Origin of the sequence: Erythrobacter sp. HI0063 (genome assembly GCF_001635685.1) — a bacterium.
GTDB lineage: Bacteria > Pseudomonadota > Alphaproteobacteria > Sphingomonadales > Sphingomonadaceae > Qipengyuania.
The window spans coordinates 1-22,396 of record NZ_LWFF01000322.1 but is presented as its reverse complement, the minus strand read 5'-3'; the positions used below and the strand labels follow the sequence as shown (position 1 = coordinate 22,396).

Annotated in this window: 19 protein-coding genes; 8 read left to right on the top strand and 11 right to left on the bottom strand. The window is 64.1% G+C overall.

Features of this window, described 5'->3' with window-relative positions:
* The first annotated feature begins 31 nt into the window (after positions 1-31).
* Both A3736_RS13205 and A3736_RS13200 read left to right on the top strand, forming a co-directional pair.
* Positions 32-1,069, top strand: coding sequence for a LacI family DNA-binding transcriptional regulator (locus A3736_RS13205; RefSeq protein WP_067683792.1), 1,038 nt, complete (start codon positions 32-34; stop codon positions 1,067-1,069).
* 118 nt (positions 1,070-1,187) lie between these two features.
* Positions 1,188-2,705 carry an MFS transporter gene (locus A3736_RS13200; protein ID WP_067683818.1) on the top strand — a complete coding sequence of 506 codons (1,518 nt, stop codon included), beginning with the start codon at positions 1,188-1,190 and terminating at the stop codon, positions 2,703-2,705.
* On the opposite strand, the gene A3736_RS13195 is transcribed toward A3736_RS13200, so the two are convergent.
* The 8 genes from A3736_RS13195 to A3736_RS13160 form a co-directional block, all read right to left on the bottom strand.
* Positions 2,702-3,553, bottom strand: coding sequence for an ABC transporter permease (locus A3736_RS13195; protein ID WP_067683789.1), 852 nt, complete (start codon positions 3,551-3,553; stop codon positions 2,702-2,704). The genes A3736_RS13200 and A3736_RS13195 overlap by 4 nt on opposite strands.
* Positions 3,546-4,466: an ABC transporter ATP-binding protein gene (locus tag A3736_RS13190; protein ID WP_197465605.1), complete on the bottom strand. Its 921-nt coding sequence runs from the start codon at positions 4,464-4,466 to the stop codon at positions 3,546-3,548. The genes A3736_RS13195 and A3736_RS13190 overlap by 8 nt, the downstream gene beginning before the upstream one ends.
* Before the next feature lie 38 nt (positions 4,467-4,504).
* On the bottom strand, positions 4,505-7,390 hold the full coding sequence (locus tag A3736_RS13185) for a pitrilysin family protein (RefSeq protein ID WP_067683786.1): 2,886 nt from the start codon (positions 7,388-7,390) through the stop codon (positions 4,505-4,507).
* A 171-nt stretch (positions 7,391-7,561) separates the two neighbouring features.
* Positions 7,562-8,149 (bottom strand): DUF305 domain-containing protein, encoded by a 588-nt coding sequence (locus A3736_RS13180; protein ID WP_067683783.1) that lies wholly within the window; start codon positions 8,147-8,149, stop codon positions 7,562-7,564.
* 20 nt (positions 8,150-8,169) lie between these two features.
* Complete coding sequence (locus tag A3736_RS13175) at positions 8,170-8,895, bottom strand: glutaredoxin (protein ID WP_067683812.1); 726 nt, start codon at positions 8,893-8,895, stop codon at positions 8,170-8,172.
* Positions 8,896-8,936: 41 nt separating this feature from the next.
* Positions 8,937-9,425 (bottom strand): DUF411 domain-containing protein, encoded by a 489-nt coding sequence (locus A3736_RS13170; protein WP_067683780.1) that lies wholly within the window; start codon positions 9,423-9,425, stop codon positions 8,937-8,939.
* An 11-nt stretch (positions 9,426-9,436) separates the two neighbouring features.
* A complete protein-coding gene (locus A3736_RS13165) occupies positions 9,437-10,063 on the bottom strand; it encodes a DUF2231 domain-containing protein (protein WP_067683777.1) in 627 nt (208 codons plus the stop codon).
* The gene (locus A3736_RS13160; protein WP_067683774.1) at positions 10,060-10,338 is read right to left on the bottom strand and encodes a metal-sensitive transcriptional regulator; all 279 of its coding nucleotides are present in this window, start codon (positions 10,336-10,338) and stop codon (positions 10,060-10,062) included. The genes A3736_RS13165 and A3736_RS13160 overlap by 4 nt, the downstream gene beginning before the upstream one ends.
* Positions 10,339-10,429: 91 nt before the next feature.
* On the opposite strand from A3736_RS13160, the gene A3736_RS13155 reads away from it, so the two are divergent.
* The 5 genes from A3736_RS13155 (at position 10,430) to A3736_RS13135 (ending at position 20,217) form a co-directional block, all read left to right on the top strand.
* A complete protein-coding gene (locus tag A3736_RS13155) occupies positions 10,430-12,286 on the top strand; it encodes a copper resistance system multicopper oxidase (protein WP_156502121.1) in 1,857 nt (618 codons plus the stop codon).
* Positions 12,283-13,389 (top strand): copper resistance protein B, encoded by a 1,107-nt coding sequence (locus A3736_RS13150; protein WP_067683771.1) that lies wholly within the window; start codon positions 12,283-12,285, stop codon positions 13,387-13,389. Before A3736_RS13155 ends, A3736_RS13150 begins: the two co-directional genes overlap by 4 nt.
* A 196-nt stretch (positions 13,390-13,585) precedes the next feature.
* A complete protein-coding gene (locus tag A3736_RS13145; RefSeq protein ID WP_067683806.1) occupies positions 13,586-15,295 on the top strand; it encodes a BCCT family transporter in 1,710 nt (569 codons plus the stop codon).
* A 178-nt stretch (positions 15,296-15,473) separates the two neighbouring features.
* A complete protein-coding gene (locus A3736_RS13140) occupies positions 15,474-18,164 on the top strand; it encodes a TonB-dependent receptor (RefSeq protein WP_067683768.1) in 2,691 nt (896 codons plus the stop codon).
* An 85-nt stretch (positions 18,165-18,249) separates the two neighbouring features.
* Positions 18,250-20,217: a tetratricopeptide repeat-containing sulfotransferase family protein gene (locus A3736_RS13135; protein ID WP_067683765.1), complete on the top strand. Its 1,968-nt coding sequence runs from the start codon at positions 18,250-18,252 to the stop codon at positions 20,215-20,217.
* Here A3736_RS13135 and A3736_RS13130 read toward each other — a convergent pair.
* The 3 genes from A3736_RS13130 to A3736_RS13120 all read right to left on the bottom strand — a co-directional run bounded on the left by A3736_RS13130 (position 20,214) and on the right by A3736_RS13120 (position 22,198).
* Positions 20,214-20,852, bottom strand: a complete 639-nt coding sequence (locus A3736_RS13130; protein WP_082851488.1) for an N-acetylmuramoyl-L-alanine amidase — start codon at positions 20,850-20,852, stop codon at positions 20,214-20,216. The genes A3736_RS13135 and A3736_RS13130 overlap by 4 nt on opposite strands.
* Positions 20,853-20,974: 122 nt before the next feature.
* Complete coding sequence (locus A3736_RS13125) at positions 20,975-21,634, bottom strand: histidine phosphotransferase family protein (RefSeq protein WP_067683763.1); 660 nt, start codon at positions 21,632-21,634, stop codon at positions 20,975-20,977.
* A gap of 168 nt (positions 21,635-21,802) precedes the next feature.
* Positions 21,803-22,198: a Mov34/MPN/PAD-1 family protein gene (locus tag A3736_RS13120; protein ID WP_067683760.1), complete on the bottom strand. Its 396-nt coding sequence runs from the start codon at positions 22,196-22,198 to the stop codon at positions 21,803-21,805.
* Positions 22,199-22,203: 5 nt separating this feature from the next.
* Here A3736_RS13120 and A3736_RS13115 point away from each other — a divergent pair.
* Positions 22,204-22,396 (top strand): S4 domain-containing protein (locus tag A3736_RS13115; RefSeq protein ID WP_255363000.1); only part of this gene is annotated, 193 nt, incomplete at its 3' end.

Below are 22,396 nucleotides of genomic sequence, written 5' to 3'. Positions count from 1 at the left end.
CGCAATCTTGGCGCGCAATGGGGAGAGAGGCATGGGACGCACGCCGAGCGGGAGGCCGACGAGCTTCGACATCGCCTACCGTGCGGGCGTGTCGCAACCCACGGTCAGCCGGGCGCTGCGCGGCGACAAATCGGTCAGCGCGCAGACCCGCGCCCGGATCGAAGCGATCGCCGCCGAACTCAATTATACTGTCGACAAGAATGCTAGCTCGCTGCGATCGCAACGCTCGAACACGATCGCGCTGCTCTTCTTCGAAGATCCCACGCCCGACGAGAGCATGATCAATCCGTTTTTCCTCGCCATGCTCGGATCGATCACGCGCGCCTGCGCGGATCGCGGGCTCGATCTGCTGATCTCGTTCCAGAAAATGGAGGATGACTGGCACGTCCGCTATCAGGACAGCCACCGGGCCGATGGGCTGATCCTGCTCGGCTATGGCGATTACACCCTCTATCGCAAGCGGCTCGACCAGCTGGAACGGCAGGGGACGCATTTCGCCCGCTGGGGTTCGGTGTCGAGCGATGCGAGCGGGGTGACGGTGGGGACCGACAATCATGCCGCCGGGCGTCTGGCGGGCGAGCATCTGATTGCAGCGGGACGCCGTCGCATCGCATTTCTGGGCCATGCCGATGAGCACTATCCCGAATTTCGCGGGCGCTATCTGGGCCTGTGCGGTGCGATGGAGAAAGCGGGCATCGCACCCGATTCCGCACTTCAGGCCGATGCGATCACCACAGAGAAGGCCGGGCATGACGCCGCCAGATCCCTGATTTCGTCCGGCGCCGATTTCGACGCCATCTTCGCTGCCAGCGACCTGATCGCGATCGGCGCGATGCGTGCACTCGCCGAAGCGGGCCGCAGCGTGCCCGGCGAAATCGCCGTGGTCGGCTTCGACGATATTCCGGCGGCGAGCCTGACGACCCCGCCCCTGACGACCGTGATGCAGGATATCGGCGGAGCGGGCCGGGCCCTGGTCGAAACCCTGCTGGCCCAGATCGAAGGGCGCGATCTTCCCCCTCGCAAGCTGCCCGGACGATTGATCCTGCGTGGCTCCAGCGCATCGGTATAGCCCGCCCCGCTCCGACGCCACATTCGTATGCAGCCTTGCCGGGTTCGCCGCTTCGTGCGAGCCGAAAGCGGTTCCGAGCGGGCAAGAGACCCGCCGGAAACGGACGAGGATGATATCGATGACGACTGCCGCGACGACCGAGAAACCGCGCTTCGGCTTTTGGGGCCTGTTCAATATCAGCTTCGGCTTCTTCGGCATCCAGATCGGCTTCGCATTACAGAATGCCAATATGAGCCGGGTCTTCCAGACGCTCGGCGCCAGTATGGACGACCTTCCCGCGCTCTGGGTCGCCGCTCCGCTGACCGGGCTGATCGTGCAGCCGATCATTGGACATCTTTCGGATCGGACGTGGAACCGGCTGGGACGCCGCCGTCCCTATTTTCTGACCGGGGCCGTCTTCGCCGCCCTAGCCCTTTTCCTCATGCCGCTGAGCCCTGGTTTCGGTGCGCCGCTCCTGTTCGCGGCTGCCATGCTGTGGCTGCTCGATGCATCGCTCAACGTCTCGATGGAACCGTTTCGCGCCTTCGTGGGCGATATGCTGCGCACGGATCAGCACAGCGCAGGTTATTCGGTCCAGACCGCCTTTATCGGCGCGGGCGCGGTGGTCGGGTCGATCTTTCCCTGGCTGCTCGAACAGCTTGGAGCGAGCAATGTGGCGGCGGCCGGGGCCCTGCCCGACACGGTACGCTACAGCTTCTGGTTCGGCGGTGCCGCGCTGTTCCTGGCAGTGCTCTGGACTATCGCGACGACGCGCGAATACAGCCCGGACGAGCAGGCCGCCTTCGCCGGACAGGCCGATCCGGTCGAGGCCGGACAGCCGGTGAGCGCGCTGGCGGACAAGAGCTACCTTTCCAGCGGGATCTGGATCGCGATCGGCCTGCTGGTCATTCTGGCGGTGGACGCGCTCGCGCTGGAAAAGGAGGTTCTGCTGCTCGGCGCCCTGCTCGCCTTCTACGGCGTGTTGAGCGCGACCGCCATCGCACTCGCCAAACGCGGGCGGACGACCAACATGCTGTCCAGCATCGTGGGCGATTTCGCAGGGATGCCGGAGGTGATGAAGCGGCTGTCTCTCGTTCAGTTCTTCAGCTGGTCCGCTCTGTTCATCATGTGGATCAACACCACCCCGGTGGTGACCCAATACGTCTTCGGCAGCACCGACACGGCAAGCGCAGCCTATAATGAGGGCGCGAATTGGGTGAACGTGCTGTTCACGGTCTACAATGGAGTCGCAGCAGTAGCGGCGCTGGCCCTGCTTCCCCAGTTGAGCCGCCGGTTCGGCCAGGTAGTGACGCACATGATCTGCCTGTCGCTGGGGGCGTTGGGCTTCCTCATGTTCTTCGTGGTGCGCGATGCGCAGGCGCTGCTGGTGGCGGAGATCGGGATCGGGATCGCCTGGGCCAGCATTCTCGCCATGCCATACGCCATTCTCGCTTCCAATCTGCCGCAGGCGAAGCTCGGCATTTATATGGGACTTTTCAATATCTTCATCGTCGTCCCGCAATTGCTGGTGGCGACCTTGATGGGCTCGATCATGAAGCTCCTCTTCCCGGGAGAGCCGATCTGGACGATGCTGTTCGCAGCAGCGGCCTTGGGGCTAGCCGCGTTCCTGACCCTACGCGTCGGAAAACTGCGTTAATTGAGATCCTGACGCGAAAACCGAACCAGCGTGACCGCCATGGCAAGCCCGATCCAGGCCAGCAGCGCGATGAGCGAGGTGGTCCAGCTCAGTGCCACGCTCGCATCCGGGCCGAGTGGCGAGACCAGTCCAGCCTTCCTGTTCGCCCATTCGATCAGATTGAGCATGTGGTAGGGCGGCAGCGTCTCGATCAGGAAGCGCGTGAGATCGGGCGCACGCGCGTGGAAGAATACGCCCAGAAGCCCGAGCATCCCCTCCAGAATGACGAGCCCGATCGAAATGATGACCGTGGCGAGAATGGACCGCGTGAGCACTGCGAACAGTGTGGCGAACGCCGTGGCGTAGGCTATCGGCAGCAAGGCATACGCTGCCGCGCGGGCATGCGCGGCGAGGATGCCTGAGAGAGTCACGCCTTCGGGTATTGCGCTCCCCTGAAGCGATCGGAGCCACTCGGTCGTCAAGCTTATCAGATCGGTCAGGGCGAAAGCGGCAAACACGAAGCCGACCGCAACGGCCCATTTTGCGACCACGAGCTGCCAACGCTTTCGCGCCGGAATGATCAGCTTCCAGGTGTTCCAGGAATATTCGCCGGCAAAGAGAAGGGCGGAAAATCCGGCAATCAGGATGCGCCCTGGGGCCGAACCGGGGGCCCGCCAGAAGATTGTGCTGTCGGCGATCCAGGCCGCCGCCGATTGGGGATCGGCGGGCGGACTGGCCGGTGCGAATTGGTAATAGACGAGGCTCGCCAGAGCGATCAGGAATATGGCGATCGGGAAGATCCACACCATCAGCCAGGTGCCCCGGTGGCGGCGCATTTTCAGCGCTTCGGCGGCTACGGCGTCAATCATTGGGATCGCTCGTCATTTCGAGGAAGACCTTTTCCAGATTCTGTTCTTCGGCTGCGATCCGGAACACATCCACTCCGGCAGCCACAAGTTCGCGCACGATCGCGGGTGCCTCCTCGCTTGTGCCCTCCACCGCGATGTGGCCGGAGGGAGCTGCGATCGGTCGGCGCGTTTCGAGAACCTTGAGCGCGGCATCCATCGGCCGCGCCTCGATCGTCAGGCGAAGGCTGGTGCCGAGCAGTTCGGCCGTGCCGGCTTCGCGGATCAGCCTGCCCTTGCTGACGATTGCAAGCCGGTCGCAAACCTGCTGCACCTCGTGCAAAAGATGGCTGCACAGGAACACGGCCTTGCCCTCGTCCGCCAGCGCACGGATCAGCTTGCGCATGTCCTGAATGCCCGCCGCGTCGAGCCCGTTGGCCGGCTCGTCGAGGATCACCAGATCGGGATCGTCCAGCAGCGCCGCCGCGACGCCGAGGCGCTGTTTCATGCCGGTGGAATAGCCCTTGAACTTGCGCTTCGCATCGCGCGTCAGATCGACACGCTCCAGCACCTCTTCGGTCCGCCAGCCGTCGATACCGCGCGTGCGCGCCAAGACGCGAAGATTGTCGCGCCCCGACAGGAAGGGATAGAATGTGCCGCCATCGACCAGCGAGCCCACGCGGCCGAGCGCGTCGCGGTCGGTGACCTCACTGCCGAAAAGCCGCACTTGGCCGGACGTGGGGCGGATGAGCCCCAGCGCCATGCGGATCGTGGTGCTCTTTCCCGCGCCGTTCGGCCCCAGAAACCCGTAGACCTCGCCGCAGCGCACGCTGAGCGTCACATCGCTGACTGCGCGCTTCGCCTTCGCTCCGCGCCCATACGTCTTGCTCAGATCGCGCAGTTCGAGCGCGACGATTTCGTTGCGATCGCTGTGCAAGCTCCCCCCCTGATCGGTCCGATCCGCAATATGCGGCCCTATTCGCTGCTTTCCGGAACGACGCGGATTTCGACGGTGCGATCGTCTGACAGATAGGTCCGCGCGGCCTGCCGGATGTCGGCAGGCGTGATGGCATTGAGGATGTCGAGACGGTCCCGCCTGCGATTGAGCAGCGTCGGATCGCTCTGCGCCATGGCGACAACGTCCAGCCATGCCGAATTCTGGCTTTCCGCGCGCTCATAGCTCGCCCGGATCGGATTGCGCGCTCTTTCCAGCAGGTCGGCGGACACCTCCTGCGCTGCCATCTCGGCGGCTATTTCGCGCAGGACATTCGCCGTCTCCTCCATCGCTTCGGGCGGTACGGTCGCGAAGGCCGTGATGTGGCCGAACCCGTCGAAGGTGCGCTGCGAGAAGTTGAGAGCTTGCGGCGAATAGGTCGCGCCCAGTTCCTCGCGCAGCGTCTCGGTCAGGCGAAGTCCCATGGTGGCGGCGAGCAGGTCGCGGGCGATATCGTCGCGAAGATCCTCGCTATCGTCGGTCTGCCAGCTCAGCGACAGCACGCCCTGATCGGGCTGGCCGGTATGCGTGAGCACCTTGGTCGCCTTGTCGGCGACGAAGGACACCGGCGCAGGCGCCGCACCGTCCTCGTCACGCAGCGCGCGTTCCGGCAAGGCGCCCAGCGTTGCGGCGACAGCGGCGATCGCGGCATCCTGATCGATATCGCCCACCAGGCCGAGCGCAAGCGGGCCATCGGCCAGCTGCGGCGCAACCACCGCACGCAGATCGTCGAGCGTCACTTCGGCAAGGCTGCTCGCATCGAGGACACCGAAGCGCGCATCGCCGCCGGACAGCACGGCGTTGAGCGCATTGCCGAACACCGCGGTCGGAGCCGAGCGGATGTTCTTGACGAGGATCGGCGCAACGCCCGCCAGTTGAGCCTGCGTTTCCGGTCGCCAGGCGGTGGCTGTCAGGCGCGCTGCCAGCAGGTCCAGCTGGAATTGCAGATCGTCCTGAACGGTGCTGCCAGACGCCACCAGCGCTCCGTTGGCAGCAGCGAGACTGTCGGTAACCGACCGACCCGCCACGACACGCCGCAATTCATCCGGATCGTGCGCTTCCAGCCCGTCCACGCTGATCGCGATCGGCAGCAGGTCCTTGAGACCGGCCTTGTCGCTCGGAAACGCGCTGACGCCCGAACCCGTGCGCAGCGAAAACGCGATCTTGCCCGGCTCGAAATCGGTGGTCTTGAGATTGAGCTGCAAGCCGTTGGCGAACCGCACCGTGCGAATGCCGAGATCCTCTATCGTCTCGTCGGAGACGACCGTGCCCGGCGCACCCCAATCGGAATAGGCGAAATCGACCGCTGCCGCTTCTTCGGGAGCGGTCACGGCAATTTCCGCGCTTTCGCTCAACGCCGCCGCAATGGCCTGTTCGCCCCCCTCGATGGGCGTTTTGGTCGATACGTGGACCAAGCTCGGCCCGCCCTGCCAGGCCGCGCGGAAAGCGTCGCTGACGCTCTCGGCTGTCACGGTCGGCTCGATCGCCTGATACAGGGCCAGATCGGCCGCGGGGGCGGTCGGCACGCTGTCGGCAAGGCTCGCCGCGACAAGCGCCTCGGCAAGAGCCGCGCTGGGCCGTCCGGTCGACTGCGCAACCGCGTTCGTCAGCGCTGTCCCGATGTTGGCCTTCGCCTCGGCGATTTCGGCGGACGTAAATCCGTATTGGTTCGCGCGGCGCAATTCGCGCTCCGCCAGAGCGAGCGTGTCACGCCACTGGCCGTCTTTCGAGACGATCAGGAGCCCGTAGGTTTTCACACTGCGGAAGAGCGGCTGTTCGAGCGCCTGCGCGCCGAGCGTTGGGGAATCGGCGGCCCGCGAAAGCGCCGCGATGCGATTGGAGAGCGCGATGCCGGCAATGGCGCGAAGAAACTGCGCGCGCGTATCCGCGACCGTGTTTGCTGCCGGTTCCCAAGCCGAAATGCGCTGGAGTTCGATGATTTCAGGGATCGCCGGATCGACGAAATTGGCGATCGCGGGCGCATCGGTCTGCGGCACGGGGCCCTGATAGATGGCGCGCGCTTCGCCTTCGGCCTGCCAGTCGCCGAATTCGGCTTTGATGCGCTCTTCCATTTCCGCGACGTCGAAATCTCCGACAATGGCCAGGGTCGCGCGTTCGGGGCGGTAATAGCCGTTATAGAAGGCGCGCAGATCGGCGGCGGAAATCCCGCGAATGCGTTCGACATCGGCGCGCACGCGCTCACCCAGACGCGAGTTCGGCAGCGCGGTCTGGAGATAATCGGTGATCCGGCGACGGTTGGGATCGTTGCGAAGCTGCGCCTCGCTCAGCAGGATGCCGCGTTCGCGCTCCACCGCTTCGGGATCGAAGGTCAGCTCGCCCGCCATTTCGCGGATGACGTCCAGTGCCGTTTCCACCGTCTCGTCCTCCGTGTTCGGTAAAGCGAGCTTGTAGGTGGTGTAATCCAGCGAGGTTTCGGCGTTTGTGTCGGCGCCGAAGGCGAGCCCCAACCGCTCCAGCATCGGCAGCAATTCGCCTTCCGGAATATTGGTGGATCCGTTGAAAGCCATGTGTTCGACGAAGTGCGCCGCGCCGTTCTCGGCATCGGTCTCTTCTCGGCTGCCGACTTCGACGGTGAACCGGATCGCCGCCTCACCGACCGGATTGGTGTTGCGCTGGAGCGCGTAGCGCATTCCGTTGGGCAGCACTCCGAACACGATATCCGGATCGGGCGCGACATCGGCGCCGGTAATCCCCCATGCGGGAATGCCCGTCGTCGCAGGAACGCTCGCGCTCGGCATTGCAGGCGCATCCTGCGCCACGGCGATCGACGCCTGACCGACCGCAAGGCCGATACCGAGCGCCAGCGCGGACGCGGTGCGAGCGAAAGATTGCGAGATGCGGCCCATTAGTATTCCCCCGAAACGATTACATAATTTCAGCGCCCCTCTAACCTTGGCGAACTGAAAAAAGCAAACCGGGTTATACCCGAAATCGCGAGGACCGGTCCGATTTGGACCGGACTGGATTACTCAACAATTCGGGGAAAACGGCGACCTCAGCCGACCGTTACTAGCCTGTCAGGGAGCCTTTACGGCACGGCGATCCGCGGCGTTTTGCGCTTCCCGCTGCAATTCCTCGGTCAGCTGAGTGGTCCGCGCCGGAAGCGGAGTGCCGTCACCCATCTTGCCGTTCGCCTCGATATCCTCGAGCAGCAGCTTCATCTCGGCGATTTCCTTTACCTGCGCCGCGATGATGGAATCGGCGAGTTCGCGCACGCGCGGATCGCTGATATTGGCGCGGGCGCTGGTCATGATCGCGATCGAATGATGCGGGATCATGGCCGCCATGTATTCCTCGTCGTCCACGGTCGCCTGGCTGCGGACCAGCCATAGGGCCCCTGCGAACACCACCGCGCCGACCGCCAGGATGATCACGTTCTTCTTCGTGTCGCGATACATGCCCCACATGAAGAGCAGCATGACGATCATCATCATCCCGCCCATGACGAACATCATCCAGAAGCGCGTCTCGCTCCAGAAGACGTGATCGAGTTCGAATGTGTTGAGATACATCAGGCCGAACATGATCGCGGTCGAGGTCGCGACCATCGCCATGAAGCGCCAATACGAGTTGCCGCCGCCCGAGTGATTGGAAGAGTGGTCCATTCCTGCCTCCGTATTTTCGATTAAAGTACGATCCAGCCCAATGCCTTGGCACCCATCCACAGGCCCATGCCGATCATGAACAGGTTCTCCGTGAGCGAAACGAAGCCGAGCGGCACATTGCTGCCCCCGCCGACACAGGCGCATTTGAGTTCGCGCTTGTCGACATAGACAGCCTTGAACACGCTGACCGCGCCGACCGTGCCGATGAACAGCGATACCGGGACGGAGACGATGGGAAGCGCATGGGCCACCATCAATATGCCCGCCAGCGCCTCGCCGAAGGGATAGATGAAGCCGTACCGCACCCAGCGGCGCGCCAGCAGGTCGTAATTGAGGAACATGGTCGAAAAGCTGCGGACGTCCTGCAATTTCTGAATCGCAAGCAGCGCCATCGACAGGCTGACGAACCATTCGACCGCCTGCACGGTGAAGATTGTGTCGAACACATACCAGCTAATCGCGAGGCCGAGCAGGAAGGCGACGCCGAAGATGGCGATCACCGGCTGATAGCTGGTCTCGTCCTCCTTCTTGACGGACTTGCCGAAATGTTCGCGCAGATCGTCATACCCGCCGATACGCTCGCCGCCGATAAAGGTCTGCGGGGTCGTCTTGACGCCGTGCTTTTCCTTGAAGGCGTCGGTCTCCTCGCGCGTTTCGAGATGATGGTCCTCGATCTCGAACCCTTCGCGCTTCAACAGGTCGACGGTCTTGAGGCCATAGGGACAGACATGCTCGGGCATGACCATCCGGTAGACGATGGCCTTCTTGGCGGATGTGCTGCGATCGCTCACGATGCGCTCCCGTGATTGGCCGGGTAATTCGCCCAGACACTGCGGCCTTCGGGTCCGAAGGCGATGACCTGATAGGCCTGGCGGTGATCGCCATGCTCCATTCCCGGCGATCCCATCGGCATGCCCGCGACGGCGAGGCCGGTTACGCCGGCGGGGCGTTCGGCCAGCAGGCGTTCGATATCGGCGGCGGGGACGTGGCCTTCGATCGTATAGCCTTCGACGATGGCCGTGTGGCACGATCGCAAATCGTTAGGCACGCCGTTCTCGGCCTTGATCGCGCCCATGTCGGGATGATCGACGGCTTTCACGCTGTGCCTGTCGCCCTGCTCGATATGATCGGCCCAAGCGAGGCAGCAGCCGCAATTGGGATCGCGATACATGGTGAAGCTGGCGGCCTGCGCGGCGCAGGCGGTGAGCGCCGTACCGAGGACGAGCGCGCCTGCCAAAGAGCGGCGGGCCATGGCGGATCGTAAGCTGTCGATCATCGATTTTCTCCTTAAATTCCAAGTCCGAGATGGTCGGGGCCCTGCGCCAGTTCCGCACCCCAATATCCTTGCGCCACCAACGCCGCTGCAATCAGCACGATGACGATCCGGAACGCCCTGCGATCGGCGCGAAACGCCAGCAGCGCGGCGAGCGGAGCGGCAAGCGCCAGGCCCGTCCCGGTCCAGCGATGCCAGTGCATCGTTGAATCGCCGCCGAACCAGATGCCGGTGTGGATCCAGCCGAATAGAGCAGCGATCACCGCGCCCGCAGCGCCTGCGACCGTCATCACATTGGCGGCCTGCGCCAGCGGGCCCGAAGACCGGGCCATTGCCAGCATCTCCACCAGCGCCGCGACGATGAGCAGCGCGATCGGGAAGTGCACCGTGGCGGGGTGCAAGCGTGTCAGGACCGAACCGCCGGAAGAGGCGTGCTCGCTATCAGCGCGCGGCTCCTCTTGTGCCTCGCTGCTCGGCGAGGCCGGTTCCTCACCGTCCTGCGCGGATGCGGCGGGTGTTTCCGTTTGGACCGGCGCTTTTGCCGCGCCGTGCTTCTCGCCCCCATGTGCGGCAGCGGGCTGCGCGAGGATAGCCAGCGCCAGAACCAGCGCGGCGGCAATCGCATGGAAGAGACGCGTCATCGTTTCGCCTTCTCGAACAGATCGATCAACTCGCCGAATTTGCGCCGCTGCTCGCTCTCGTCGCCGCTGGCGATGGCTTCGGCCACGCAGCATCCGGCGTGGCGCTTCAGGATCTCGCTTTCCGCGCGGCTGAGCGCGGCCTTCACCGCCTGCATCTGGGTGAGGATATCGATGCAATAGCGATCGTCCTCCACCATCTGCGCAACCCCGCGCACCTGCCCTTCGACCCGGCGCAGGCGGTTCACGATCTTGGTGGTGTCGGGCTTCGCAGCCATCTTTCGGCCTTTCGATCGGCAGGCCCTTCCGGCCTTCTTGCAATACTGTAGGGGGGTATATATGTCGGCTCACGAAGGAGTTGCAAGTCCGATGTCCGATCTGTCCCTTACCCGCCGCCGCCTGCTTGGTGCAGGCATGCTTGGCGCAGGCATGTTGAGCGCCTTGCCCGCTTGGGCGCGCGGGGCTTCGATCCACCATGGCGGCGCGATCCGGTCCGGCTTCGACGAGGTTTCGGGCGCAAGTATCGATCTGACCGTTGGCGAAGGCATGCATACGGTTCAGGGGCGGCGCGGCCATGCTATCGCCGTCAATGGTAGCGTGCCCGGCCCTCTCCTGCGCTTGAAAGAGGGCACGAGCGTGCGCCTCAACGTCCACAACACTCTGGACGAGGATACCTCGATTCATTGGCATGGCCTGCTGTTGCCCTTCCATCTCGACGGGGTGCCGGGCGTCAGCTTCCCCGGCATCGCCCCGGGGAAGAGCTTCACCGCCGAATTTCCCGTGCGCCAGGCCGGGACCTATTGGTGGCATTCGCATTCGAACCTGCAGGAACAGGCGGGGCATTACGGCCCGATCGTGGTCGATCCCGCCGGGCCCGATCCCGTGCAGGCGGATCGCGATTACGTGATGCTCCTGAGCGAGTTCACGCCGATGCATCCGCACGCGATCATGGACAAATTGAAGAAGGGCGAAGGCTACTTCAATTACCAGCAGACCAGCTTCACCGACGATTATCCGCTCGATGCCGAACAGCGGCGGATGTGGGGCCGGATGCGGATGATGGCGACCGACATTCTGGACGTGACCGGATCGACCTACACCTATCTCGCCAATGGGCATGGCCCGGAAGAAGGGCTGGAATATCTTTTCAACCCCGGAGAGCGGGTGCGCATCCGCGTGATCAACGGCAGCGCGATGAGCTTCTTCAACGTCCGCATTCCCGGCGCGACCATCCATGTGGTGGCCGCCGACGGGCAGAATGTGCGCCCGGTTCCGGTGCAGGAATTCCAGATCGGTACGGCCGAAACCTACGACATCGTGGTGGAACCGACCGGCGAGGCGATGACCATCGTCGCCGAAGCGATGGACAGATCGGGCATGGCTGTGGCGACGCTGGCGAGCAGGCCGGGCGCCCGCGCGCCGGTGCCCGCCTTACGCGATCCGCCGCTGCTCACCATGGCCGATATGGGCATGAACCACGGCGCCCACGGTGGGGGAATGGACCACGGCGGCATGGATCATGGCGGCGATGCTGGCGCGATGAGCGGTATGGATCATTCGCAGATGGATCATTCCGCGATGGGACATGCCATGCCCGCCAAGACCACGGCGGCCGAGCCGATGGACATGTCCGGCATGGATATGGGCGGGATGGATATGCGCGACACGTCCAAGCTTCCGCCCACCGTCAAGATCGGCCCCGGTATCGACATGGTGGCGATGAATCCGGTTGACCGGATGGGCGATCCCGGCATCGGGCTCGACAAGGTGCCGCACAAGGTGCTGACCTATAACGATCTCGCCGCGCTCGAACGGAACGACGATCCGCGTACCCCCTCGCGGATGCTGGAAATCCATCTGACCGGAAACATGGAACGCTACATGTGGTCGTTCGACGGGGAGAAATACTCCTCCGTCACCGATAATCCGATCCGCTTCGCCTATAACGAGCGGGTCCGGGTCAAGCTGGTCAACAACACCATGATGGCCCACCCGATCCATCTGCACGGCCATTTCTTTGAACTGGTCAACGGCGCGCCAGAAGGCTTCCAGCCGCAAAAGCACACCGTGATCGTCCAGCCGGGCGGCTTCGCCCAATTCGACCTCACAGCCGACGAGCCCGGCGATTGGGCCTTCCATTGCCACCTGCTCTATCACATGCATTCGGGCATGTTTCAGGTGGTGACCGTGGCTCAGCCTGGCGCGACTATGGGAGCCGAAGGATGAGCCGCGCCGTAAATCTCGCCGCGCTCGTTCTGGCCAGCTCTGCCGGACCGGGCTTCGCGCAATCCCATGCCGACCATGCGGCGCATATGGGGCACCATACCGCGACGCCGCAGTCCGAATGCCAAGCCGAAGCGGCCCGTCATCGCGCGATGGGCCATGCCGTGCCCGAAGACAGCTGCGCACCTGAGAATTCCGCTCCGGTCGATCACGCGGACATGGATCATGGCGCGATGGACCATAACGCGATGGATCATGCGAGCATGGGTCACGGCCAGATGGATCATGCGACCATGGACCATTCCGGCATGGACCATTCGGATATGAACCACGGCTCGGTCTCAAACCAGTCCCCGGAAATCCCGATCGCGCCGCCGCCCGCATCCGCCGGGTCCGGCCCGCCGACCGCCGCCGATGCCATCTGGGGCGCCGAAGCCATGCGCGCCAGCCGCGCCGCACTGGCTCGCGAGAATGGCGGCATGCTGACCGCAGGCCTTGTTCTCGATCGCTTCGAATACCGGGCGCACGAGGGCGAGGACGGTTATCTGTGGGACGGCGATGCCTGGTATGGCGGCGACATCAACCGGGTCTGGCTCGAATCCGAAGGCGAAGGAGCGTTCGGCGAGGGGCTGGAAAGCGCCGATGTCGCGCTGCTCTACGGGCGCGCGATCAATCCCTATTTCGATCTCCAGGCGGGCGTTCGGCAGGATCTGACCGGGCCGGAGCGCACCTATCTCGATATCGGCATCCAGGGCCTTGCCCCGTATCTGTTCGAGGTCGAGGCCGATCTGCTGCTGTCGACCAAGGGCGATCTGACCGCCACGGCGGAGGTCGAGCTCGACCAGCGCGTGACCCAGCGCCTGATCGTCCAGCCCCGCCTCGAAGTCGCGCTCGCCGCGCAGGACGTCCCCGAACTCGGCATCGGCGCAGGCCTCGACACGATCGAGACGGGCGTACGGCTTCGTTACGAGATCGCCCGCGAATTCGCGCCCTATGTCGGGATCGAACAGGAATGGAAGCTGGGCGGCAGTGCCGATTACGCCCGCGCTTCCGGCGAGGATCCGAGCACGACCAATTACGTCGTAGGCATCCGTTTTTGGTTTTGAGGCGGCGCTTCGTCGCAGCAGCTTGAACCATTACAGGCGCTTATGAGCCGGACGGTGCCGAGCGCGCCGTCCGGCGCGTCCCGCTCGGACGCATCCGCGCCGCTGCACATTTGCTAATTTTCGCGATCCGTCTATCGTGCCGCTCGATATTCTCGGCCTTTTTCAAGGCTTGATGCACTCAATCAGCGAGCCCTTCATGACCGATCATTCCGATAAGCGGATTTCTCCGCCTCTCGTCGACCTGCCCATCCGCACCGCAAGCCGCGGTTTCTACGATGGTTTCAGCCGCGAAGTGACGATCCCCGCCAAGGTCATCGTTTCGCTGCTGATCATGTGGGCGATCTTCTTTCCCGTCAGCGCCAACGAAACGCTGACGGCCGCCAATTCGACCATCATTTCGACCTTTGCGGGCTGGTATGTCTATCTCGTCGCCTTCTTGCTGAGCGCCTGCATCGTGCTTGCAGTGATCCCGCAATCGGGGCGCCTGCGCATCGGAATGGCGGACGAGAAGCCCGAATTCGGTCGCCTATCCTGGTTCGCCATGCTGTTCGGTGCCGGGATCGGGATCGGCGTGCTGACCTATTCCACCGGCGAACCGCTCGCGCATTTCAGCAACAATCCGGATATCATCCGCGGCCTGGTGGCCTCGCAATCCGCCGAAGCGGTCCGATCGGCCTATATCTACACCTTCCTCCACTGGGGCTTCGCCGCTTGGGGGACTTACGCTCTGGTCGGGCTGTCGGTCGGCTATGTGGCGTATCGCCGCGGCCTTCCGCTCACGATCCGGTCCGCCCTTGCTCCGTTGTTCGGTAAGGCGATGTCGGGGCCGTTCGGCCATGTCGTCGATGTGGTCGCGGTCGTGGCGACGATCCTGGGCGTGGCCGTGACCATGGGGTTGGGTGTCGAACAATTCGTGGCGGGGCTTGCGCGCCTCGGCCTTGGCGACTGGCTGCTCGATCCCGATGGCTCGTCCTCGGTCCCCGCCATCCTCCTCGCGCTTGCGATCCTCGTCGGGGCCTCCACGCTCAGCGCATTGTCGGGCGTGGGTAAGGGGATCAAGTGGCTCTCCAATCTCAATCTCGGCCTGTCCGCCCTGCTGCTGATCGTCTTCGCGATCTTCGGTTCGCTGACGTATGGGATGAAGACGCTGGGGCTGGGAATTTTCGACTACATCCGCACCCTCGTCCCCAATTCCCTGACGCTGTTTTCCGAAGACGCGCCCTTCGGGGCCGAGCTGGTCCAGTGGCAGCTCGACTGGTCGGTGTTCTACTGGGCGTGGTGGATCGCCTTCGCGCCCTTCGTGGGCATGTTCATCGCCCGCATCTCGCGCGGCCGCACGATCCGCGAATACGTCTTCGGCGTGATGCTGGTGCCGTCGCTCGTCTGCTTCGTCTGGATGGCGCTGGTGGGCGGAACCGCGATCGATCTGGAACTCAGCGGCGCAGCCGGAGGCAGCATCGTGAATGCGGAAATGGCCGACCAGCTCTTCGCGACGCTGGCCGTCATGCTCGATCCCGCTGTCGCGCAGATCGCAGCGGGGCTGATCGTCGTGCTGCTGCTGACCTATCTGGTCACGTCCGCCGACAGCGCGATCCTGATCGTCAACACGATCAACGGCGCCGGAGAGACCGAAGGGGACCGTCGCCATCATATCCTGTTCTGGGGCGCGGCGCTCGCCTTCGTGGTCGGCAGCATGCTGGTGCTGGGCGGTATCGACGCGATCCGCATCACGATGATCATCGGCGCGCTGCCATTCTCCTTCGTCCTCGCCGCAATGGGCGTCGGCGTGCTGAAGGCGGTCGTGTACGATCTGATCCGTAAAAGTCAGGGCGTCGAGACCAGAGCGGTGGAGCTCGCCGATGACGTTACGGCACGCGAGGCAGAGCGCGGAAACGAGGCCACCTGACTGTGGCGAATTTGCAACGCTGCTGCATTCATTAGGCGAATTTGCCGGGCCCAATGTGGCCCGGCACCACCCGGTCCGTTAGCCTAGGCCCCCTAGCAAAACTCGCATTTCGATAACCGGCCGACCTCCGTCGCGCCGGATTTCGCCAACTCGTCCGTAGAAGACACAGGGGTCAAAAATGAAAAACTATGTAGGCGGAGCCTCGATCGGCGTGCTCGCCATCGCTCTCGCCACGCCCGCCGCCGCTCAGGATGCGGCCGCCCAGCCCGCCAGCACGCAACCCGCTACTCAGGGTACCACGCAGGCCGACCGGCCTCAGCGGCAGGGCGGCGTCCAGACCATCGTCGTGACCGCGCAGCGCCGCAACGAGAACCTGCAGGATGTGCCGATCTCGGTCCAGGCTCTCGGGGAAGAGCAGCTCGACCAGCTCAACATCGCGACCTTCGATGATTATCTCGAAGAACTTCCTACCGTCACCGCCGGGGGCGGCAGCCCGGGCCAGAGCACGATCTACATTCGCGGTCTCGCCTCGACCACGCCGAACCTGACCACCGCAGGCGTCGCAGGCCTCGCGCCTAACGTGTCGCTCTATCTCGACGAGCAGCCGCTCTCGCAGCCGGGCCGCAATCTCGACGTCTACGCCGCCGATCTGGAGCGGATCGAGGTATTGTCGGGTCCGCAGGGCACGCTGTTCGGCGCCAGTTCGCAGGCGGGCGTCGTGCGCCTCATCACCAACAAGCCGCGTCTCGGCCAGTGGGACGCCAAGGTGACGGCGGGCACGTCCTTCACCAAGGATGGCGAGACCAGCTACAACGCCGAAGCCATGCTGAACGTCCCCGTCACCGACAGCTTGGCGCTGCGCGGCGTGGTCTATCTCGACGATCAGGGCGGCTATGTCGACAATGTCGCAGGCACCCGCACCGCACGCGGAAGCGCGCGTTTCCGCCCCGCGGGCACCGTGCGCCGCAATGGTGCGGTCGTGGCGCCGAACCGGGCCGGTTTCCAGGCCGGGGCCGATCTGTCGAACGTCACCTTCCTCGAAGCGAACAATGCCGGGCTCGTGGAAGACAATTTCAACGACACCCAGTATTCAGGCTTCCGCGTCACCGCGCTGTACGAGGTAACGCCGGACTGGACGATCACCGTGGCGCATAGCCGCCAGAGCCTTGAGAGCGACGGCGTCTTCTTCTCCGATCCCGAACTCGATCTCGACGATCTGGAAATCCAGCGCTTCGAGGACGACCGGCTGGAAGACGATTTCTCGAACACCGCCTGGAACGTCGAAGGCCGCCTCGGCATGCTCGACGTGATCTATAACGGGGCCTACACCGATCGCGAGACCGAACAGCGGATCGACTATTCCGATTACCTGTTCGCGGGCCAGTACCTGCCCTATTACATCTGCGACGGTTCGGTGACCTATCCGGGCGACGCTGCGCCGAGCGGCACCTGCCAGCCGCCCAACGCCTTCGTGACGTCGGATACCGATCTGACCAAGTTCACACAGGAATTGCGCGTCAGCACGCCGGAAGAAAACCGCTTCCGCGTCAGCGCCGGTGGTTTCTATTCGCGCCTCGTCCTGAAGGAGCGCAACGACTACAATTATCCGGGCAACATCGCCGCGGCACCGTTCGGTCCCTTCGCGCCGAATTTCCCGTTCCCGGGCGCGTTTCAGTCTGATCCCGGCCCGCTTCCCGCCACCGCGATCTTCCGCAACGACGTGAAGCGCACCGACGAACAGATCGGCGTCTTCGGCCAGGTGAGCTTCGACATCGTGCCCGATTTTCTCTCGGTCACCGGCGGCGCGCGCTATTACGACGTGGCGGTCGATTTCGAAGGCACCGCGAACAGCAGCTTCTGCAATTCCGGCGCGGCCGAGGATGCCAATGCCTTCGGCACGAACATCTCCGACCTTTACGATGGCGATGGCCAGTACACCTTCATCGGTTCGTGCAATGCCGATCTTCGCCAGACCTTCGATCTTAACGACAGCTTGGCCGACATTCAGGCAGCCGGGCTCAGTGCGGCGCAGGCGCAGCAGGTGTTCAACGCGGTGCGCGCGCCGGACGAGGCGCGCACCAAGGGCGTGATCTTCAAGGGGACCGTCAACGTCACGCCGAGTGACGATCTGCTGTTCTACGCGACCTATTCAGAAGGCTTCCGCCCCGGCCTGCTCAACCGGCCCGGCGGCGCGCAGGGGCCCGGCGGCTTCACCGTGCCGTTCGAACTGGAATCGGACGAGGTGAAGAACTACGAAATCGGCGCCAAAACCCAGCTCTTCGACCGGCAGCTGCGCGTCAATGGCAGCCTGTTCTATGTCGATATCAGCAATCTGCAGACGACGATCTTCGATCCCAGCATCACCAATCTGTTCTTCTCGGACAATGCGGCGAATGCGGAGATCTTCGGGTTCGAGGCGGACTTCACCTTCGCGCCCTATGCGGTGCCGGGCCTGACCGTGTCGGGCGCAGTCTCGTTGCTCGATACCGAGATCACCGAAGTGCTGACCCCGACCGACGACGTCCAGGCGGGTTCCGACCTCGCCTATGCACCGTCCTTCCAGGGCAATCTGCGGGTGCGGTACGAATGGGATCTGTCGGACCGGCTCGAAGCCTTCGTGCAGCCGTCGGTATCGCATTCGGCGTCGAAATTCACCGACATCATCGCGATCAACCGGCTTGAACTCGACAGCTACACGCTGGTCAATCTCTCGGCAGGCGTCGCTTACGATCAGTGGAAGTTCGAAGTGTACGGGGCGAACCTGTTCGACGAACGTGCCCAGATCGCAGGCGATTTCTACTACGATCGCCCGCGTATCGTGACCAATCGCCCGCTGACCGTGGGCGTGAAGGCGAGCTTCAGCTACTGATCAAGCTGTCGAACGACACGATGCGGCGGGGGCGAACCTATTACCGGGTTTGCCCCCGCCGTTCGTTTTTGCGAATGGCGCAGGCATGAGCGATCACGGCGACCAATTGAAAGAGGCTCAGGAAGCCCTGCAGCGCAACGATTTCGCCGGAGGGCTGGCGCGTGCCGACACTTTGTTGGCGAAAGATCCGAAGGATGGCGATGCGCTCTATGTCGCGGCGGTCGCGGCGCGCTATCTGGACCGGCACGATGCGGCGCGATCCTTTCTGGAGCGGTTGCATGCCGAAATGCCCGAATACGGGCGCGCCTGGCAGGAAGCGGGGCATCTCGCGCGGGCGCGCGGCGATAAAGATGACGCTCTGAGCGCCTATGCCCGTGCGGTGCGCTTCAATCCGGCCCTGACTGCAAGCTGGACCGCACAGGCGGAATTGCTGGCAGCGATGGGACGCACGGCGGAAGCCGCCGCCGCGCAGGAACAGGCGCGGCGCGTTACGGCGCTGCCGCGCGAGCTGGTGGCGGTCACCCATCATCTGCATGAAGGCCGTCCCCTGCGGGCCGAAGAGATCTGCCGCCATTTCCTGCGCCGCAATCCGCGCCATGTCGAAGCGATGCGCCTGCTCGCGCAGATCGGCCTCAGGCTCGGCATTCTCGACGATGCGGAATTCCTGCTGGAAAGCGCGGTCGCGTTCGAACCGGACAATATCCAGGTCCGGCTCGATTACATGGACGTGCTGCGCAAGCGCCAGAAATTCGAACGGTCGCGCGACGAGGCCGAAGCGCTTTACCGCCGCGATCCCGAAAGCCCGTTATTCCAGTCGCATCTCGCGATCGAGAGCATGCAGACCGGCGATTATACGCGCGCCTTCGAACTGTTCGACGCAGTGCTCGCCAAATTGCCCGACGATCCGGCGACGCTGACCTCGCGCGGGCATGCGCTCAAGACGACCGGGCAGCAGGACGAAGCCGTGGCTTCCTACCGCGCGGCGATCGCCGCCAAGCCCGATCACGGCGATGCCTATTACGCGCTCGCCAATCTCAAGACCTATCGCTTCACCGAAGGCGAGATCGCCGCCATGCGCGAGCAGGTCGCGCGGCCCGAAATCGCGTTCATGGACCGGGTGCATCTCACCTTCGCTCTGGGAAAAGCGCACGAGGATCGCGAGGAATACGAGGCCTCCTTCGGCTTCTATGAAGAGGGCAATGCGCTGAAGCGGCGCCAGACCCGCTACGACGCCGATCGGATGAGCGAGGAGCTGAAAGCGCAGGAAGAGGTCTGCACATCCGATCTCTTCGCGGCGAAGCAGGGCGCGGGCGATCCGGCGCGCGATCCGATCTTCATCCTCGGCCTGCCGCGCGCAGGATCGACCCTGCTCGAACAGATCCTCGCCAGCCATTCGCAGATCGACGGAACGCTGGAGCTGCCCAACGTGCTCGCTCTTGCGCACCGGTTGAGAGGCAGGAAGGCGGGCCAGTCACGCTACCCGCAGGTGCTCCACGATCTGACGCTCGAACAACTCACCGGATTCGGCCGGGATTTCCTCGCCAACACCCGCATCCACAGGCAGGGCGCGCCCTTTTTCATCGACAAGATGCCGAACAATTTCCGGCACATCGGCCTGATCCACCTGATCCTGCCCAATGCGACGATCATCGATGCGCGGCGCGATCCGATGGATTGCTGCTTCTCCGGCTTCAAGCAGCTGTTCGCCGAAGGACAGGACTTCACATACGGCCTGACCGAGATCGGGCGCTATTACGCCGATTACGTCGCTTTGATGGACCACTGGGACCGCGTGCTGCCGGGAAAGGTGCTGCGCGTGCGGCACGAAGACGTGCTCGACGATCTCGAAGGGCAGACCCGGCGCATGCTCGATCATATCGGCCTGCCTTTCGAGGAGGCCTGCCTCGAATTCCACCGCACGGCGCGCGCGGTGCGCACGGCGAGTTCGGAACAGGTCCGAAGGCCGATCAACCGCTCCGGCCAGGGGGCGTGGAAGCCGTACGAGCCCTGGCTCGGCGATCTCAAGACCGCGCTGGGCCCGCTCGCCGATTAGCGGGTCGTGCCGCGATCCCGATCGAGCAGGAGCTGGAACAGGATCGCCCGCACCTCCCCATCGATGACCCCGTCGATCCGGCGCGGACGCCAGCGGCGCTGGAACGCCTCGACCGCCTTGTGCCCGTCGGTGATGTCGTAGCCATAACGTTCGAGCGCGAGATAGAACGAAGCGTCGTTATCGAACGGATCGCCGCGTTCGAGCTTGTCCGGTATCGGCAGGCACAGTCCGTATTCGGCCAGCCGCTCCCACGGGAACAGCTCGCCCGGATCGATCTTGCGCTGCGGGGCGACGTCCGAATGGCCGACCACATTGGCGCGCGGAATGTCGAACCGCTTCACCATGCGCGCCACCAGCGGGACCAGCGCTTCGAACTGCGCATCGTTGAAGCCGCGATAGCCGTATTTATGGCCCGGATGGTCTAGCTCGATCCCGATCGAGGCTGAATTCACGTCCTTGATCCCGCGCCAATAGGAGACGCCCGCATGCCAGGCGCGCTTTTCTTCCGGCACCAGCCGAACGACCTCGCCCTGTTCGCCGATCAGATAATGGGCGGAAACCTTGGCTTCCGGATCGCACAACCGCTCGATTGCAAAGCCTTTGTCCTCCATCTCGGTGTAGTGGATCACCACCATGGATACGGGCAGTGCGCGCTCGTCATGGTTCGGCGAAAGCACCTCGCGATGGACCAGCTCGTCCCGGCTGGTGGGCAGCTCCTCGCCGACCTTACCGAAATCGGACGGTGTCAGAGGCTCGCTCACCCGATCATGCCTTCGGGTTCGGGCAGCACCGCACCCAGCACCAGCGCATCGTCACCTTTGGCGTACTGAAGCCCGCCGCCACATTCCTGCGCCAGCAGATGGATCATGTGTGCGGACACCGTGCGGCTGGTCAGCTCGTCCGCATCGAGCTTGCCGTCCAGCGCGCGCCCCAGCACCTCGTCAAAGGCGATCTTCGGCCCCGCCGCGCGGATCACGATCTCGCAGGCCCCATCCCGCACTTCGGCCCCGACATCGAGCGTGCCGCCGCGCACCAGAGCATCCAGCGCGATCTGCGCGAAGTTGAGCAGCACCTTGACCGCCGGCTTGGCAAGCGTGCCGCCCGAAAGCGCCCAGTTCACCTCGATCCGCCCCTTGTCGGTGGCGAGCGACTGGATCAGATCCTTCGGCTCTTCGACGCCGACACGGTCTCCGAAGCCGCCCGCCGCGCCATAGGCCAGCCGGAAATATTTCAGCTTGTTGGCGCTGATCGTGGCGCTCTGTTCGAGCAGTTCGATACAGTTCTGCCGCATCTCCGGATCGCTTTCGATCGCAAGCAGTTCGAGCCCGTTCGACAGCGCCCCCACCGGAGACAGCATGTCGTGGCACAGGCGCGAACACAGCAGCGCGGCGAGATCGGTGGCGGAAGTGGCGGTCATCGTAATCCCAATTCAGAGCGAGGCGATTGGCGGTGCGAGCGGGGCGTCCGGATTTGCCGCCACACCGCATTGTATTCCGGCATCCGTCGACTTCGGCAATGGCCGATCCTGCGGGACGATATTCCGATCGTCCCCACGAACCAAGCGATCGTCGGGTGCCAGACCCATCTAGCCTTCGTCGGCCACATAGGAAAGTGGTTCAAAACCATCCTTCGTGTCGCGCCAGAAACGGATCGTCCGTTCGCCGACGATCGCCCACACCCTGTCGTCCCCCGTTCCCTGCGCGCGGTCGGTTGCGGACGGTTCGGGCGGGCCTACGGGATGCGAGTGGTAATAACCGATCAGCTCCGCACCGCCCGAACGCGCCGAACGATGCGCATCGATCAGCGCCTGCGGATCGATTTCGAAGAACCGCGCGGGTTCGGGATGGACGTTGGCGGTGGGCCGGATGGCGGTAATGCGCTCCCCCTGGCCGAGGAGCAGGCCGCATGCCTCGTGCGGATGGGCGCGCTCCGCTTCGGCGAGCATGCGCGCGATCGCCTGCCTTGTCACGGTGAGAGCCATCGCGCATGGCCATAGCGATGTCCGGCCCGCAATGCATCACTGGCGCGCTTGCCGCCTCCAATCGCCTCGACAAGGCGCTTGCCGAGGCGACCGACCTGTCGCGCGAGCGGATCAAGGCCCTGATCGTCGAGGGATCGGTCACGCTGGATGGAGCCATTGCCACTTCGCCCAACAGGAAGGTGGCCGATGGCGCGCGCT